Origin of the sequence: Pseudonocardia sp. WMMC193 (assembly GCF_021728735.1) — a bacterium.
Lineage (GTDB): Bacteria > Actinomycetota > Actinomycetes > Mycobacteriales > Pseudonocardiaceae > Pseudonocardia > Pseudonocardia oroxyli.
In genome coordinates, this window is record NZ_JAKKDO010000003.1 from 2,430,322 (window position 1) to 2,445,102 (window position 14,781).

Here is a 14,781-nt window from a genome sequence, read left to right on the forward strand (position 1 = left end):
CAGGGGGCTAGCGGGCGGGAGCGGTCAGCGACCGAGCAGCTTCTTGACGCGCTTGCGGTCGGCCTTGTTGACCTCGACCACGTGACCCAGGTCGCGGGTCTCCTTGCTCGACTTCACCTCGAGCCGGTGGCGCAGACCGGTCTGCTGGCGCAGGAGCTTGCCGGAGCCGGTCACCTTGACCCGCTTGGCCGTTCCCTTGTGCGTCTTGTTCTTGGGCATGGCTGTCTCACTTCTGTCTGTCGCGGTCCGCCGCTGGTCGCGGCGGGCCGCGGCACGGGTACTACCGGGCTGGTCGGTCTCAGGCCGTCGGCTCGACCGTCGCCTCGGCCTCGGTCTCGGACTCCTGAGACTGGGCCGTCGGCTTCTTGGTCGGCTTCTTGGTCGGAGCGATCACCATCGTCATGTTGCGGCCGTCCTGCTTCGGCGCCGCCTCGACCACACCGAGGTCGCTGATGTCCTCGGCGAGCCGCTGCAACAGCCGGTAGCCCAGCTCCGGGCGCGACTGCTCGCGACCACGGAACATGATCGTGACCTTGACCTTGTTGCCGCCTTCGAGGAAGCGGCGGACGTGGCCGCGCTTCGTCTCGTAGTCGTGCTTGTCGATCTTCGGCCGGAGCTTCTGCTCCTTGATCACCGTGAGCTGCTGGTTCCGCCGGGACTCCCGGGCCTTCTGCGCGCTCTCGTACTTGAACTTGCCGTAGTCCATGAGCTTGCAGACGGGCGGGCGGGCCTGAGCCGCGACCTCGACGAGGTCCAGCTCGGCCTCCTGCGCCAGCCGAAGGGCGTCCTCGATACGCACGATGCCGACCTGCTCGCCGTTCGGGCCGACGAGCCGGACCTCGGGAACGCGGATGCGGTCGTTGATGCGGGTCTCTGTGGTGATGGGGTCTCCTCGTTATGCCGTCATGTCACGCGACGACAAGCAAAGACCCGTCGATCGACACAGCTCCGCGAAGAACTGCTGACCGGGACCCGGACACCTGTGAGCAGTGAGCGGGTGGGAGCGGGGCTCCACTTGATCGCCCTGACGTACGTGGTGAACGCACGACGGGGTGGTCGCATTCCGAAGGGTACACGGCTCCCCCGCGAGCGACAGCCCGGGGGTCCCGCGGCCGCAGCGCGGTGCATGAGCCGCTGAGCAGCGGCCCAGGTACCGCGCTGCGGACCTCAGCCCGCGAGCTGCCCGCGGGCGGCGGCGCGGCGCTCGAACCAGATGGTCATCAGCGGCGGGATGCTGGAGACCAGGGCCAGGGCCAGGGTCTTGAGGTCCCACCGCAGCATCCGCCAGGCCACCAGGGCGACCACGCAGTAGAGGACGAAGAGGGCGCCGTGGATCGGGCCGAAGATCGTGACGCCGATGTCGTTGCGCACCACGACGTACTTGAAGAACATCCCGACCAGCAGGCCCGCCCAGGAGCAGGCCTCGGCGATCGCGACCGCCCGGAACAGCCTGCCGATGCCGGTGACGGTGGCCGTGCTCGCGGTCATGGGGTCCCTTTCGTCGGCGTCCCTGAAGTTCTACCACGTGTCGAACGATGAGTTCCGCGGACGCCCGCGGTCTCCCCCGGCATGACTGCTTCGACGACCGACGCGCCCCGCCCGCCCGAGCCCGCACACGAGCCCGCACTCGGCCCCGCACTCGATCTGGCCCCCGCGGCCCGCCGGGTCGCCGCGCTGCTGCCCGCGATCGGCCCGGAGCAGCTCGGCGACCCGACCCCCTGCCCCGACTTCGACGTGGCGACCCTGCTCGACCACCTGGTCACGCTCACCGACGCGTTCACGCACTCCGCCCGCAAGACCCCGCTCGGCGCCCCGGAGACCCCGTCGGCGGCGCACCTGGACCCCGACTGGCGCACGGCCCTGCCGGACATGCTGGCCGAGCTCGTCGCGGCCTGGGCCGAGCCCGCGGCGTGGGCGGGCGAGACCGAGGCGGGCGGGCTGCGCCTCCCCGCGTCCGAGGTGGGTGCCATCGCGGTGAACGAGCTGGTCGTGCACGGCTGGGACCTGGCCCGGGCCACCCGCCAGCGGTTCTCCGTGAACGCGGCGAGCGCCCGCGCCTGCCTGGGGTTCGCGCAGCAGTTCGAGGTCGTCGTGCCCGGGCTGTTCGGCGAGCGCGTCGAGGTGGGGGCGGACGCCCCGGTGTTCCATCGCGTCCTCGGCCTGGAGGGTCGGGACCCGCGCTGGTGAGAATGCGGGCGTGCACTTCGACACGCTGAGCGTCCACGCGGGCAACGCCGTCGACCCCGGTACCGGGGCCGTCCGCCGTCCGATCGTCGCGGCCAACTCCTACGCACTGCCCGCCGACCCGTCGACGTTGAGCTGGTCGGACGTCGACACCCCGATCTACACCCGCAACGGCGGCGCCAACCAGGGCTGGCTCGAGGAGAAGCTCGCCCTGCTGGAGACGGCCGGGGACCGCGGGAACGTCGACGCGGTCGCCCTCGCGAGCGGGGTCGCCGCCCTGCACGCGGTGTTCTTCACGTTCCTGCGCTCCGGCGATCACGTCGTCAGCTCCGACGTGACCTACGTGGCCACCTACCGCCTGCTCACCGAGCTGCTGCCGGACAAGTACGGGATCACCGCCACCCTCGTCGACTCGAGCGACCCCGAGGCCGTCCGCGCCGCGATCCGGCCGGAGACCCGGCTCGTGCACGTCGAGACCCCCGCGAACCCGAGCACGCGCATCACGGACGTCGAGGCCGTCGCGGCGATCGCCCACGAGGCGGGCGCGCTGCTCTCCGTCGACGCCACGTTCGCCACCCCCATCCTGCAGCGCCCGCTCGCGCTCGGCGCCGACCTCGTCGTCCACTCGCTGACCAAGTACCTCAACGGCCACGGCGACGCGATGGGCGGCGCGGTGATCGGCGACCGTGCCCTCACCGACCGCATCCGGACGGACGCGCAGGTCAACGTGGGTGGCGTGCTCAGCCCGTTCGCCGCATGGCTGATCATGCGCGGCGCGGTCACCCTCCCGCTGCGGATGCGCCAGCACTGCGCGAGCGCCCAGACGGTGGCCGAGTGGCTCGCGGCGGACCCGCGCGTGGCGTACACGACCTACCCCGGACTGCCCACGCACCCGCAGCACGAGCTCGCCGCCCGCACCATGGACGGCTTCGGCGGCATGATGGCCTTCGCGGTGCGCGGCGACCAGAACGCGTTCGTCGCGAACCTGGAGGTGATCACCTCCGCCGTGTCGCTGGGCCACGACGAGTCGCTGATCGTGCACGTCGCCGGGGATGACGAGCGGGCCCGCTCCTGGCCCGCGGAGTTCCGCGAGTGGGGCCACCTGCGCTTCTCGGTCGGCCTCGAGGACCCCCGCGACCTGATCGCCGACCTGGACCAGGCGCTCCGCGCCCTGTGAGTGGTCAGTGGTGCTCCAGCACCACTGACCACTCACGAGCGGCGTCAGCCGCCGTTCTCGCCGCCCGGCTGCGGCTGGTCGGGTGGGGGCTGGTCGGCCGGGGGCTGGGCGCCGTCGGGCTGGGGTTGGTCCGGCGGCGGGGCGACGACGACGTCCGGCAGCGTGCCGTGCAGGTACGCCGGGTCGGTCGGGGGCAGCGGCGCCACCGGCTGCGCGGCCAGGATGTCGCCGAAGGCCCGGTAGAACGTGCGGGCCGGGGCCTTGCCGCCGTAGATGTTCCCGCCGCCGCAGGAGCGCGGCGGGCTGCCGTCGCAGATCGGCTTGGGCGAGGCGGAGTCGTCGAACACGATCGCGGCGCCCGCGAGCTGCGGGGTCGCGCCCACGAAGGCGGCCGACTTGTACTCCTGCGTGGTCCCCGTCTTCGCCGCGATCGGCCGGTTCCACCCCATCTGTCCGGCGGCGGCGGCCGAGGTGCCGCCCGCGGCGTCGTCCTTGGACAGGCCCGTCATCAGGGTGTCCGCGATGGCCGGGTCGAGGGCCTGGGTGCAGGCCTGCTGGGTGACCGGCACCGCGGCGCCGGCCCGGTCGGTGACCGAGAGGAGCGGCGTCGGCGGGCACCACGTGCCGTGCGACGCGAGCGTGGCCTGCACGTTCGCGAGCTCCAGCGCCGAGGTCGGGGTGACCCCGAGGGTGAACGACGCCTGCTTCTGCTGCTTCATCACGTCGGCGATCGAGGGCGTGCCCGCCTTGCCGCTGTAGGGCGTCTCGGCGAGCGAGGTCAGCCCGAGCCGCACCGCCATGTCGACGACCGGGGGGACCCCGGTGCTCTCCTCGAGCTTCACGAACGCCGTGTTCGGCGACTCGGCCAGCGCGTCCTGCAGGGTCAGCGCGGTCCGGTAGTTGCCCGCGTTGCCCACGGGGATCGGCCTGCCCGAGCCGTTGCGGTAGATCGGCGAGGTGTACCCGCTGGGCGGCACGGAGATCACGGTGTCGATGCCGACGAGGTGCTGCTCCATCGCCGTCGCCGCCGTGAAGATCTTGTAGACCGAGCCCGCGCCCATGTTCTCCGGCTCGTAGGGCAGCCCGTAGCTCGACTCCCCCTCCTTGTTGCCGAAGGTCCGGTTCGCCGCCATCGCGACGACCTGGTGGGCGTCCGCGCCCGGCGCAACCACGGACATGACGTTCGCGACGTGCGGCTGCGTCGGCGGGACCTGCTCGTCCACCGCGGCCTTCGTCTTGGCCAGCGCATCGGGATCGAGCGTCGTGGTGACGGTGTACCCGCCGCCGGAGAGCCGGTCGGTGGGGAACCCGGCCTTGCGCAGGTAGTCCAGGACGTAGTCGCAGAAGTAGCCGGCGTCGCCCGCCCCGATGCACCCCTCCGCCGGGACCGACGGGTTCGCCACGACGCCCAGCGGCTGCGCCTCGGCGGACGTGTCCGGGATCGACCCCTGCGCCGCCAACGCCTCGATCACCACGTTGCGCCTGCCCGTCGCCGCCTCCGGGTGGTTCACCGGGTCGTACTCGGCCGGGCTCTGCACCATGCCCGCCAACAGCGCGGCCTGCGGCACCGTGAGCGCGGCCGCGTCGACCCCGAAGTACGCCTGGGCCGCCGCCTGCACCCCGTACGCCCCGTGTCCGAAGTAGACCAGGTTGAGGTAGCGGGTGAGGATCTCGTCCTTGCTGAGGTCGTGGTCCAGGCTGACGGCGAGCTCGGCCTCCTTGAGCTTGCGCGCGTAGCTGGGCGCGACGGCGGCGCGGCGCTCGGCGTCGGTCTGCGCGGCGACGTAGAGGTCGTAGTTCTTGACGTACTGCTCGGTCAGCGTCGACGCGCCCTGGGTGGCGCCGCCGTTGGAGTTGTTGACCAGCGCGCGCAGCGCGCCGATGGGGTCGAAGCCGCCGTGCTCGTAGAACCGCCGGTCCTCGATCGCGACGATGGCGGCCTTCATGGCCGGCGCGATCCGGTCGCTGTCCACAGGCACGCGGTACTGCTGGTACAGCGAGGCGATGGTGGCGCCGTTGCGGTCCTTCACCGTGGTCACGGCGGGGAGCACGCCCGTCTCGAGGTCGGTGTGGGAGCCGACGGCGGAATCGCTCACCGACGCCGCGAGAAGCCCGATTCCACCCGCCACCGGGAAAAGCATTCCGGCGAGCAGTACCCCCGCGGCCACCCCGAGCACCAGGAGCTTGCGCACACCGACCAGTCGACCCACAGCCGCACTGTCTACCAGCCCGAATGGCGCGCCGCGGACCGGCCGAACGCCGTGTTTCCGACAGCAGACCGCAATTCGGACGCAATTCCTGGGGCTCCGCTGTGAATGTGACGCGCGCGCCGGCCTATGGTCCATACTCGGACGACGACGCACCAGCAGGAGGCGGCATGGGTGGGCTCAGCGCGTGGCACTGGCTGATCGTGATCGGAGCGTTCGTGCTCCTCTTCGGCGCGCAGAAGCTGCCGGACGCGGCACGCAGCCTGGGGCGTTCCACCCGCATCCTCAAGGCCGAGCTGAGCGCCGACGCGGCCCCCAGCCCGGCCCCGGCCGCGTCCCCCTCGCCGACCCCCTCGCCCGCGCCGTCGGCCGACTCGACCGTCGGACCGGTCGGTTCCGTCGGTTCTGTCGGCAAGGAGCCCACGACCCCGTAGCGTCGGGCGGGTGAAGGTACGGATCGGTATCGGCTCCCTCCCGGTGGGCGGCTCCACCGGGGCGGACGGGTTCGTCGAGCTGGTGGACGAGCTCGAGGCACGCGGGATCGACTCGCTCTGGCTCCCCGACCTCGTCGGGACCGACGCGGTCGACGCGCACACCGGCATGGCGTTCGCCCTCGGGCGCACCCGGACGCTGAAGGTGGGCACCGGCGTGCTCGTCCTCCCGGGCCGCAACCCGGCGCTGGTCGCCGCGGAGCTCGCGTCGCTGGCCACGCTGGCGCCCAAGCGGGTGCTGCCCGCCTTCGGGGTGCGGCCCGCCCGGGCACGGGAGCGGCAGCTCTACCCGGTGCCCGGCGACCGTGCCGCGGTGTTCGAGGAGGCGCTGGTCGTGGTCCGCCGGCTGCTCACCGAGGACCGGGTCACCCACCACGGCGAGTTCTTCCAGCTGACGGACGCGCGCGTCGGCCCCCGACCGCCCGGTCACGTGGACCTGTGGCTCGGCGGGCGCGCCCGGGTCGGCCTCGAACGGATCGGCAGGCTGGCCGACGGCTGGCTCGGCAGCTTCGTCACCCCGGCGGAGGCCGCCGAGTGCCGGGCGATCATCGAACGCGCCGCCGCCGCCGCGGGCCGCGCCGTGGAGCCGGACCACTACGGCACCAACCTCGCCGTCGTCCCGCCGGAGGCCACGGACGCGCAGATCGCGGCCGCGCTGGCGAACTCGGTCGACCGCCGCCCCGACGTGTCGCCCGACCAGATCGTGGCGCACGGCTGGGCGCAGGCGCGGGAGCGCATCGCCGAGTACGTCGACGCGGGGCTGACGAAGTTCGTGGTCCGCCCGGCCACCCCGGTGCCGGACTGGCGGGGGTTCCTGGACCGGTTCGACCAGGAGCTGCGCCCCCTGGAGTCCGGATGAGGGACCGCGACCCCACCGGGCGCGCCCGCAACGCCCGCCCCCGGGACGTCTTGGGCCGCCCACTCCCCCATGGGGCACAAGGGGTTCCGACGATCCCGGACGACCTCGACCTCACCCCGGACGAGACCGTCACCGAGGCGCAGCGCCTGTTCGACGAGGGCATGCCCTTCCACGCCCACGAGGTGCTGGAGGCGGCCTGGAAGACCGCGGGCCCCGAGAGCCGCGAGCTCTGGCGTGCCCTGGCCCAGTACGGCGCGGGCCTCACGCACGCCCAGCGCGGCAACTCCCGCGGCGCCGCCTCGCTGCTGGAGCGGGCGGGCGACGGGATCGCGCGGTGGATCGGCGAGCCCCCGGCGGGCCTGGACGTCCGGGGGCTGCAGCAGCACGCCTTCACCCTCGCGGAGCGGATCGCGCGCGAGGGCGTCGAGTCGGTGCCGGAGTCCGACCTCCGCCCGACCCTCCGCGCCTGATGATCATGCGCGGTGGGTGATCACCAGGCGCTGAGGGCTGAGCTGGGGCGGCGACTCGACCGTGGGCGCCTGATGATCACCCCCGCGCATGATCACCAGGCGGTGGGGGCTACGGCTGGGAGACGTCGTCCACGGCGCGCAGCACCCGCAGGACGTTGCGGCCCGCGAGCTTCTCCAGGTCCGCCCGGCTCCAGCCGCGTGCGGACAGCGCCGCGAACAGCCTCGGGTAGCCGCTGACGTCCTCCAGGCCCGCGGGGAGCTCGGCGACGCCGTCGTAGTCGCCGCCGATGCCCAGGTGGTCGATCCCCGCGACCTCGCGGGCGTGCTCGAGGTGCGCCACGACGTCGTCCAGGGTGGCGCCGGGCGGCGGCGGGCCGTCCCAGGTCGCGGCGAAGGCGTCCCGTGCCCGCAGGTCGCGGTGGTCGGCCCCGGCGGCCGCCATCGCGTCGGCCAGGCGGGCGTCCCAGTCCGCGACGGCCCGCGAGACGAACCGCGGCACGAAGGTGATCATGCACACGCCGCCGTTCGCGGGGAGCGCGGCCAGCACGTCGTCCGGCACGTTGCGCGGGTGGTCGGTCACCGCGCGCGCCGACGAGTGCGTGAACAGCACCGGCGCCCGGGTCGCGTCCAACGCCGCGCGCATCGTGGTCGCGGCCACGTGCGAGAGGTCCACGATCATGCCGATGCGGTTCATCTCCGCGACCACGTCGCGGCCGAAGTCGCTGAGTCCGCCGTGGGTCGGCTCGTCGGTCGCCGAGTCCGCCCAGTCGGTGTTCAGGTTGTGCGTCAACGTCATGTAGCGCACGCCGGAGCGGCGCAGCGCGCGCAGGACCTGCAGCGACCCGCCGATCGAGTGCCCGCCCTCGGCCCCGAGCAGCGACCCGATCCAGCCGTCCGCGTGGGCCGCCTCGACCTCGTCGGCCGTGGTGACCACGCGCAGGTCCGCCGGGTACCGGTCGGCCAGCGCGTACACCCGCTCCACCTGCTCGACGACGGCCGCGACCGCCGCGTCCCCGACGAAGGAGCAGGGCACGTAGACCGACCAGAACTGGGCACCCACCCCGCCCGCGCGCAGCCGCGGCAGGTCCGTGTGCAGGGTCGGAGCGCCCGCGGCGAGATCGGGCTCCGGCCCGTCGAACGTGCGGAGCGCCCACGGCAGGTCGTTGTGTCCGTCGATGAGCAGCATGATCGGACAGTATGGAGGTCGTGCAGATCGCGCTGGTCCTCCATCCCCGCAACGACGTCACCGAGGTCGCCGAACGCGCCGTCGCCGTCGCCGCCGAGCTCGGCGCCGAGGTCCTGGTGCGCGCCGCGGACGCCCGCCGGGTGCCCGGCGCGGTGCCGGTGTCCACCGACGAGCTCGCCGCGGAGTGCGACGGCGTGCTGAGCCTGGGCGGGGACGGCACCATGCTCGGCGCCCTGCGCCTGGTCGCCGACCGCCCGGTGCCGGTGCTCGGCGTACACCTGGGCAACCTGGGGTTCCTGGTGGAGGTCACGCCCGCCGAGCTGGACTCGGCGCTGCCGCGGCTCATCCGGGGTGACTTCACCGAGGAGCCGCACAGCGCGCTGCGGATCACGGCGGCGCCGAGCGTCGACTCCGCGGGCGCCGTCTCCGGGACCGACCGGGCGATCGCGTTCAACGACCTCGCGCTGGCCCGCCAGCCCGGGCGCGGACAGGTGGACGCCACGCTCTCGGTCAACGGGTTGAGCTACGGCTTCTACCGCAGCGACGCCCTCGTGGTCGCCACGCCCGCGGGCTCCTCGGCCTACAGCTACGCGGCGGGTGGGCCGCTGGTGTCGCCGTCCGTCGACGGGGTGGTCGTGACGCCGTCGGCGCCGATGAGCGGGATCTCGCGGCCCCTCGTCGTCGCCGGGACGGACGCGCTGACCTTCGATCTCACCCCCCGCTGCGGCACCCTCGCCGTGGAGGTGGACGGGATCGGGCACAAGGACGTGACCGCGGGCGACCGCGTGCACGTCACCGCGGAGCCGCACGCCGGACGCGTGGTCCGGCTCGACCCGGACCTGCACGCGCGGCGCAGCCGGGTCAAGCTCAGCCTGCTCGACCTCCCGCTGCTCCCCGAGCAGCTGCGCGAGCTCCTCCCGGCGGACGTCCGCGACCGCCTCGAGGCCCGCGACCACTGATCTGCGGCTCCGCCGCTCGTGCGTGGTAAGTGGTGCTCTGGCACGACTTACCACTCACGGGCGGCGCAGCCGCGGGTCGAGTCAGTAGACGATGACGCCGCGGATGTTCTTGCCGTCGTGCATGTCCTGGTAGCCCTGGTTGATCTCGTCGAGCGAGTAGGTCTTGGTGATCAGCTCGTCGAGCTTGAGCACGCCCTGCTGGTACATCTCCAGCTGGCGCAGGATGCCGAAGCTGGGCGCCGAGGCGCCGAACAGGGCGCCCTGCAGGCGCTTCTGGAACAGGGTGAGCTCGGAGATCGCGATCGGGACGCCGACCTCGGTGATGTCCCCGAGGCCGGTCACGACCGCCGTGCCCGCCTTGCGGATCGCGCTGAAGGCCTGGGCGACGTGGTCGCCCGTGGTGACGCCGACGGTGACGATCGCCGAGTCCGCGCCCTGGCCGTTGGTGAACTGGCGGCCGAGCTCGGCGGCCTCCTCCATCGTCTCGACGGCGTGGGTGGCGCCCAGCTCCTGCGCCTTCTCGCGCTTGAAGGCCACCGGGTCCACCGCGATGATGTTCGACGCGCCCGCGTGCCGCGCGCCCTGCACGGCGTTGATGCCGATGCCGCCGATGCCCATCACGATCACGGTGTCGCCGGGCCGGACCTCCGCGGAGTTGACCGCCGAGCCCCAGCCGGTGCCGACGCCGCAGCCGACCAGGCAGGCCTTGTCCAGGGGGATGTCGTCCGGCACCACGACCGCGGAGTCGATCGCGACCGTGGTGGTCTCGCAGAAGGTCGAGATGCCGCACATCTGGCCGACCGGCTGCCCGTCGAGGGACAGCCGGAAGTCGGTCGGGTCCTCCCAGCGGGAGCCCTGCAACAGGGTCGAGCCGAGGTCACACAGGTTCTGCATGCCGCTGGCGCACCAGCGACACCGGCCACAGCCGGGCAGGAACGAGAAGACGACGTGGTCGCCCTCCTTGTACCCCTTGGTGCCGGGGCCCACCTTCGTGATGATGCCCGCGCCCTCGTGACCGCCCGCGAACGGGTACATGCCGACGGGGATGTCACCGGTGGCGATGTGGTCGTCCGAGTGGCACAGGCCCGAGGCCACCAGCTGGACCTGGATCTCACCGGTCTTCGGGTCGTCCACCTCGAGATCGACGACCTCGTACTTGCCCGGCGCCTGCCGGACGACTGCTCCGCGAGTGTGCACTGGTCGTTCTCCTTGACGTCGTCGTCACATGGGGAGATGCGCACCCGACCTTATGACGACGATCACGGACGCGCCACTGTCGGCCCGTCACGAAAGTGTCGAACGATTTCAGCGCGGCAGACGTCGCCAGAGCGCCCGGGGCAGGTGCCGGGCCACCGCGAACAGCGGCTGCAGCACCCGCGGCACCCAGACCTCGTCCCGCCCGCCGCGCAGGGCGGCGACGGTCGCGTCGGCGACCTGGTCGGGCGTGCTGGAGAAGGGCGCCGGGCTCATCCCCTCGGTCATCCGGCCGATCACGAACCCGGGCCGGACGAGGACCAGCCGCACCCCGGTGCCGTGCAGCGCGTCCGCCAGGCCGGAGGCGAAGCCGTCGAGGCCCGCCTTCGCCGACCCGTAGACGTAGTTCGCCCGGCGGACCCGGGCACCCGCCACGGACGAGTAGACGACGATCGTGCCGCGGCCCCGGGCCCGCATGTGGTTCGCGAGCTCGGTCAGGACCTGCACGTGCGCCACGTAGTCGGTGTGCACGACCTGCACGGCGTGCGCCGGGTCGGCCTCGGCGCGGGCCTGGTCGCCGAGGATCCCGAACGCGACGACGGCGACGTCGATCTCCCCCGTCCCCTCGACCAGCGGGCGGTGCGCGGCCAGGTCGTCGGCGTCGAAGTCCACGGACTCCACCGCGGCGCCGGGGATCTCGGGCACGGGCTCGACGCCCCCGCGGGCCGCGAGCACGACCCGGGTCGCCTCCCGTCCCGCGAGCCGCCGCACCACCGCCAGCCCGATCTCGCTCCGTCCGCCCAGCAACAGCACCGTGCCCATGGGCCGGAGTCTGTCAGGGCCCCCCGACCTCGTGAGCGGCGATGGTCGCTCTGGCGACCATCGCCGCTCACGGGGTGGGCAACACGGTCGTCACATCCGCGATCTACCGTCGCCGGGTGCCCGAGGTGCTCTTCGACGTCCGCTGGCCGGACGGTTCCCGCCAGACCTTCTACTCGCCGTCGTTGATCGTGGAGGAGCATTTCCACGCCGGGTCGGTGTACCCCGTCGCCGAGTTCGTGGACACGAGCCGCACCTGCATGCGGATCGCCGACCAGCGCGTCCGGCAGAAGTACGGGTTCGGCTGCGCCCAGTCCGTGGCGACGATGGCGGGCATCGAACAGGCGGCCGCCCGGTTCGCCGCCACCGACCAGGTCACCCTGGAGTCCTTCCGCAGGTAGATACTTCCCGGTGTGACACGACGCGCCGCCGTGCTCGGCTCTCCCATCCGACATTCGCTCTCGCCCGTCCTGCACCGCGCGGCCTACGCCGCCCTCGGTCTGGAGGGCTGGTCGTACGAGGTGGTCGAGACGGGCGAGGCGGACCTGGCGGGGTTCGTCGCCGGGCTGGACGCGAGCTGGGCGGGGCTGTCGCTGACCATGCCGCTCAAGCGGGTCGCGCTCGACGTCGCGGACACCGTCTCCCCGCTGGCCGAGGCCGTCGGGGCGGCGAACACCCTGGTCCTGGGCCCGGACGGGCGGCACGCCGACAACACGGACGTCGTCGGGATCGTCGGGGCGCTGCGGGCGGCGGGGGTGGAGAAGGTCGAGCAGGCGGTCGTGCTCGGCGCGGGCGGCACCGCCCAGGCCGCGCTGGCGGCGCTGCGCGAGCTCGGCGCCGCGGAGCCGACGGTGCTGGTCCGCGAACCCCGCCGCGCGGGCGAGCTGCTCGACGCCGCCGAACGCCTCGACGTGCGGCCGGACGTGCGCGGCGTGCTGACCGACGCCGAGGTGGCCGCGGGGCTGCTGGACGGGGCGGACGTCGTGCTCTCCACGCTGCCCGCGGGCGCCGCGGACGAACTGGCCGGGGCCCGGTGGCGGGACCGCACCGTGGTGCTGGACGTCGTGTACGCGCCCTGGCCCACGGCCCTGGCCGCGGGTGCGGCGGTGGCGGGCTGCCGCGTGGCGAGCGGGCTGGACATGCTGCTGCACCAGGCCGTGGCGCAGGTCGAGCTGATGACCGGTCACGAGGGCCCGGTGGGCGCGATGCGCGCGGCCCTCGACGCCGCCGTCCGGGACTGGACGTGACGGGCTGATGGACGTCTACACCCACGGCCACCACGAGTCCGTGCTGCGCTCGCACCGCGCCCGGACCGCCGAGAACTCGGCCGGGTACCTGCTGCCCCTGCTGCGCCCGGGCCTGGACCTGCTCGACGTCGGCTGCGGGCCGGGCAGCATCACCCACGACCTCGCCGCGCGGGTGGCGCCCGGTCGGGTCAAGGGCGTCGACGTGGTCGAGGCGCCGCTGGCGGAGGCCCGCCGCACGCCCGGGCCCGAGTTCGCGGTGGACGACGTCTACGCGCTCTCGGACCCGGACGACACGTGGGACGTGGTGCACGCCCACCAGGTCCTGCAGCACCTCTCCGATCCCGTCGCGGCGCTGCGCGAGATGCGCCGGGTGTGCCGTCCGGGCGGGGTCGTCGCCGCGCGGGACGCGGACTACGCCGCCTTCACCTGGTACCCGGCGGACCCCCGGCTGGACCGCTGGCTCGCGCTGTACCGGGCGGTCGCGCACGGCAACGACGCCGAACCGGACGCGGGCCGTCGGCTGCTCGCCTGGGCCCGCGCGGCCGGGTTCACCGAGATCACCCCCACCGCCTCGGTGTGGTGTCACGCCACCCCCGACGCCCGCGCCGCCTGGGGCGGGATGTGGGCCGACCGGATCCTCGACTCGGCCATCGCGACCCAGGCCGTGGAGCGCGGGCTCGCGACCCGGGCGGACCTGGAGGAGATCTCCGCAGGCTGGCGGGCCTGGCGCGACAGCCCCGACGGGTGGTTGATCGTGCCGCACGGCGAAATACTCTGCCGGGCATGACCCGCCCCGAGACGATCTCCGGCGGGTGATCCAGGACCTGCCTCCGCGCCGCTCACCTCACGGGGTGGCCGACCGGGTGTGGACGGAGACGGCGTAGGCGCCGCCGGCGTAGGGCGCGCGGTCCCAGGTGGACCAGCGGTCCTCCAGGGACAGACCGGCGCACCAGCCGTCGTAGTCGTCGAGGGTCGGCCAGCCGGGCTGCAGGGTGAACCCGGCGATCAGGCGCCCGCCCGGGGCGAGGTGTCGCGCGCAGCCCGCCACGACCCCTGCGCGGTCGCCCGCGTACGGGATCACGTTGCCCGCCAGCACGATCACATCGAACCGGTCGGGGAGGTCGAGGGACTCCAACCCCTCCTCCCGCCACCGCAGCTCCGGCGCCTTCGCCCGGGCCGCGGCGATCATGTCGGCGTCCGGGTCCACCCCGACCACCGCGATCCCCCGCCGCGCCAGCTCGACCGCGACCCGGCCGGTGCCGCAGCCGCCGTCGAGCACCGACGCGGGCCCGTAGGAGGCGACGAGATCGGCCTCGCCGTGGGGGTTCTCCATGGCGGACCAGCGGTCGTCGTAGGCCGTGGTGTCCGGGTGGTACCAGCGGTGCGGGAGGGTCACACGGGGAGCGTAGGCGCCGGCCGTCCGGACCGTTCCGCGAGGCGCTTGCGCAGCCAGCGCCCGAGGCGCATGCCGCGGTAGTGCGGGTGGACGAGCAGGACCGGGGCCCCGTACTCGTCCTCGGCCTCCCCGTCGACCACGGCGCCGAGGGCGACGACCCGCTCGCCGTCCCGGACCAGGAGCGCCGGACCCCGCGGGGTGATCAGCAGGTCCCGCAGCTCGCGGTCGGTCCAGGTCGCGCGCTCGCCGTCCGGCCCCAGCGTCGCGAGGCACTCGCACAGCAGCTCCTCGACCGCGCCCAGCTCCTCGCCGGTCGCGGGCTCGGCCACCAGCTCGTCCCCGGACAGGGTCAGGATGTCCCAGCGCGGCCGGACCGGCTCCACGCCCGCCGCCCGCACGAAGGCCTCGGCCCGCGCCTGCTCGGTCACGGTGAACGGCGCCCACTCCCGCTGCGCGACCAGCCAGCCGCCGGTCGGCGCCGCGACCGCGAGGACGTGCGGGTCGGACGACGGCGCGGTGGGCTGGTAGCGGACCTCGTCGGCGTGGACGAGGGCCTCGATGCCGCGGGCGAGATCCCCACCGGACATCGCCT

Annotated in this window: 17 protein-coding genes; 9 read left to right on the forward strand and 8 right to left on the reverse strand. The window is 73.6% G+C overall.

What is annotated here, in order from left to right; all coding sequences use genetic code 11:
- Window positions 1-24: 24 nt before the first annotated feature.
- The 3 genes from rpmI to L3X23_RS12950 all read right to left on the reverse strand — a co-directional run bounded on the left by rpmI (window position 25) and on the right by L3X23_RS12950 (window position 1,488).
- Window positions 25-219, reverse strand: coding sequence for a 50S ribosomal protein L35 (gene rpmI, locus L3X23_RS12940; RefSeq protein ID WP_093088858.1), 195 nt, complete (start codon window positions 217-219; stop codon window positions 25-27).
- Between the two features lie 79 nt (window positions 220-298).
- Entirely contained in the window at window positions 299-883 is a 585-nt protein-coding gene (gene infC, locus L3X23_RS12945; RefSeq protein WP_237198010.1) for a translation initiation factor IF-3, read from the reverse strand.
- A 284-nt stretch (window positions 884-1,167) separates the two neighbouring features.
- A complete protein-coding gene (locus L3X23_RS12950; RefSeq protein WP_093088854.1) occupies window positions 1,168-1,488 on the reverse strand; it encodes a DUF3817 domain-containing protein in 321 nt (106 codons plus the stop codon).
- Window positions 1,489-1,569: 81 nt separating this feature from the next.
- Between L3X23_RS12950 and L3X23_RS12955 the strand changes: the two genes are divergently transcribed.
- Together L3X23_RS12955 and L3X23_RS12960 are read left to right on the forward strand one after the other, a co-directional pair.
- The gene (locus L3X23_RS12955) at window positions 1,570-2,187 is read left to right on the forward strand and encodes a TIGR03086 family metal-binding protein (protein WP_237192464.1); all 618 of its coding nucleotides are present in this window, start codon (window positions 1,570-1,572) and stop codon (window positions 2,185-2,187) included.
- Window positions 2,188-2,197: 10 nt separating this feature from the next.
- Window positions 2,198-3,361 (forward strand): PLP-dependent aspartate aminotransferase family protein, encoded by a 1,164-nt coding sequence (locus L3X23_RS12960; protein WP_237192465.1) that lies wholly within the window; start codon window positions 2,198-2,200, stop codon window positions 3,359-3,361.
- Window positions 3,362-3,405: 44 nt separating this feature from the next.
- Here L3X23_RS12960 and L3X23_RS12965 read toward each other — a convergent pair whose 3' ends face one another.
- Window positions 3,406-5,571, reverse strand: coding sequence for a transglycosylase domain-containing protein (locus L3X23_RS12965; protein ID WP_237192466.1), 2,166 nt, complete (start codon window positions 5,569-5,571; stop codon window positions 3,406-3,408).
- A 167-nt stretch (window positions 5,572-5,738) separates the two neighbouring features.
- Here L3X23_RS12965 and tatA point away from each other — a divergent pair, with 167 nt between their 5' ends.
- Genes tatA through L3X23_RS12980 form a run of 3 tightly spaced genes read left to right on the forward strand, consistent with a single transcriptional unit; the run spans window position 5,739 to window position 7,388 of the window.
- Window positions 5,739-6,002 (forward strand): Sec-independent protein translocase subunit TatA, encoded by a 264-nt coding sequence (tatA, locus tag L3X23_RS12970; protein WP_237192467.1) that lies wholly within the window; start codon window positions 5,739-5,741, stop codon window positions 6,000-6,002.
- Window positions 6,003-6,012: 10 nt separating this feature from the next.
- The gene (locus L3X23_RS12975; RefSeq protein ID WP_237192468.1) at window positions 6,013-6,918 is read left to right on the forward strand and encodes a TIGR03854 family LLM class F420-dependent oxidoreductase; all 906 of its coding nucleotides are present in this window, start codon (window positions 6,013-6,015) and stop codon (window positions 6,916-6,918) included.
- The gene (locus L3X23_RS12980) at window positions 6,915-7,388 is read left to right on the forward strand and encodes a DUF309 domain-containing protein (protein ID WP_237192469.1); all 474 of its coding nucleotides are present in this window, start codon (window positions 6,915-6,917) and stop codon (window positions 7,386-7,388) included. The genes L3X23_RS12975 and L3X23_RS12980 overlap by 4 nt, the downstream gene beginning before the upstream one ends.
- A gap of 109 nt (window positions 7,389-7,497) precedes the next feature.
- Here the strand turns inward: L3X23_RS12980 and L3X23_RS12985 are convergent, their stop codons facing one another.
- On the reverse strand, window positions 7,498-8,574 hold the full coding sequence (locus L3X23_RS12985) for a dipeptidase (protein ID WP_237192470.1): 1,077 nt from the start codon (window positions 8,572-8,574) through the stop codon (window positions 7,498-7,500).
- Between the two features lie 11 nt (window positions 8,575-8,585).
- On the opposite strand from L3X23_RS12985, the gene L3X23_RS12990 reads away from it, so the two are divergent.
- On the forward strand, window positions 8,586-9,533 hold the full coding sequence (locus L3X23_RS12990; RefSeq protein ID WP_237192471.1) for an NAD(+)/NADH kinase: 948 nt from the start codon (window positions 8,586-8,588) through the stop codon (window positions 9,531-9,533).
- An 81-nt stretch (window positions 9,534-9,614) separates the two neighbouring features.
- Here L3X23_RS12990 and L3X23_RS12995 read toward each other — a convergent pair whose 3' ends face one another.
- A complete protein-coding gene (locus L3X23_RS12995; protein ID WP_093088836.1) occupies window positions 9,615-10,730 on the reverse strand; it encodes an NDMA-dependent alcohol dehydrogenase in 1,116 nt (371 codons plus the stop codon).
- A 108-nt stretch (window positions 10,731-10,838) separates the two neighbouring features.
- Window positions 10,839-11,549 (reverse strand): SDR family NAD(P)-dependent oxidoreductase, encoded by a 711-nt coding sequence (locus L3X23_RS13000; protein ID WP_237192472.1) that lies wholly within the window; start codon window positions 11,547-11,549, stop codon window positions 10,839-10,841.
- Between the two features lie 116 nt (window positions 11,550-11,665).
- Here L3X23_RS13000 and L3X23_RS13005 point away from each other — a divergent pair, with 116 nt between their 5' ends.
- The 3 genes from L3X23_RS13005 to L3X23_RS13015 are packed head-to-tail and all read left to right on the forward strand — an operon-like array spanning window position 11,666 to window position 13,580.
- Window positions 11,666-11,947: an MSMEG_0570 family nitrogen starvation response protein gene (locus tag L3X23_RS13005; RefSeq protein WP_093088910.1), complete on the forward strand. Its 282-nt coding sequence runs from the start codon at window positions 11,666-11,668 to the stop codon at window positions 11,945-11,947.
- A gap of 12 nt (window positions 11,948-11,959) precedes the next feature.
- Window positions 11,960-12,793 (forward strand): shikimate dehydrogenase, encoded by an 834-nt coding sequence (locus L3X23_RS13010; RefSeq protein ID WP_237192473.1) that lies wholly within the window; start codon window positions 11,960-11,962, stop codon window positions 12,791-12,793.
- Between the two features lie 7 nt (window positions 12,794-12,800).
- A complete protein-coding gene (locus L3X23_RS13015) occupies window positions 12,801-13,580 on the forward strand; it encodes a methyltransferase domain-containing protein (protein WP_237192474.1) in 780 nt (259 codons plus the stop codon).
- Window positions 13,581-13,637: 57 nt separating this feature from the next.
- Here L3X23_RS13015 and L3X23_RS13020 read toward each other — a convergent pair whose 3' ends face one another.
- Window positions 13,638-14,189, reverse strand: coding sequence for a bifunctional 2-polyprenyl-6-hydroxyphenol methylase/3-demethylubiquinol 3-O-methyltransferase UbiG (locus L3X23_RS13020; RefSeq protein WP_237192475.1), 552 nt, complete (start codon window positions 14,187-14,189; stop codon window positions 13,638-13,640).
- Between the last annotated feature and the right edge of the window lie 592 nt (window positions 14,190-14,781).

Excerpts from the sequence above, each read along its gene's own strand:
- rpmI (WP_093088858.1), bottom strand. The coding sequence starts at position 219 with ATGCCCAAGAACAAGACGCACAAGGGAACGGCCAAGCGGGTCAAGGTG.
- L3X23_RS12950 (WP_093088854.1), bottom strand. The coding sequence starts at position 1,488 with ATGACCGCGAGCACGGCCACCGTCACCGGCATCGGCAGGCTGTTCCGG.
- L3X23_RS12955 (WP_237192464.1), top strand. The coding sequence starts at position 1,570 with ATGACTGCTTCGACGACCGACGCGCCCCGCCCGCCCGAGCCCGCACAC.
- tatA (WP_237192467.1), top strand. The coding sequence starts at position 5,739 with ATGGGTGGGCTCAGCGCGTGGCACTGGCTGATCGTGATCGGAGCGTTC.
- L3X23_RS12980 (WP_237192469.1), top strand. The coding sequence starts at position 6,915 with ATGAGGGACCGCGACCCCACCGGGCGCGCCCGCAACGCCCGCCCCCGG.
- L3X23_RS12985 (WP_237192470.1), bottom strand. The coding sequence starts at position 8,574 with ATGCTGCTCATCGACGGACACAACGACCTGCCGTGGGCGCTCCGCACG.
- L3X23_RS12990 (WP_237192471.1), top strand. The coding sequence starts at position 8,586 with ATGGAGGTCGTGCAGATCGCGCTGGTCCTCCATCCCCGCAACGACGTC.
- L3X23_RS13000 (WP_237192472.1), bottom strand. The coding sequence starts at position 11,549 with ATGGGCACGGTGCTGTTGCTGGGCGGACGGAGCGAGATCGGGCTGGCG.
- L3X23_RS13015 (WP_237192474.1), top strand. The coding sequence starts at position 12,801 with ATGGACGTCTACACCCACGGCCACCACGAGTCCGTGCTGCGCTCGCAC.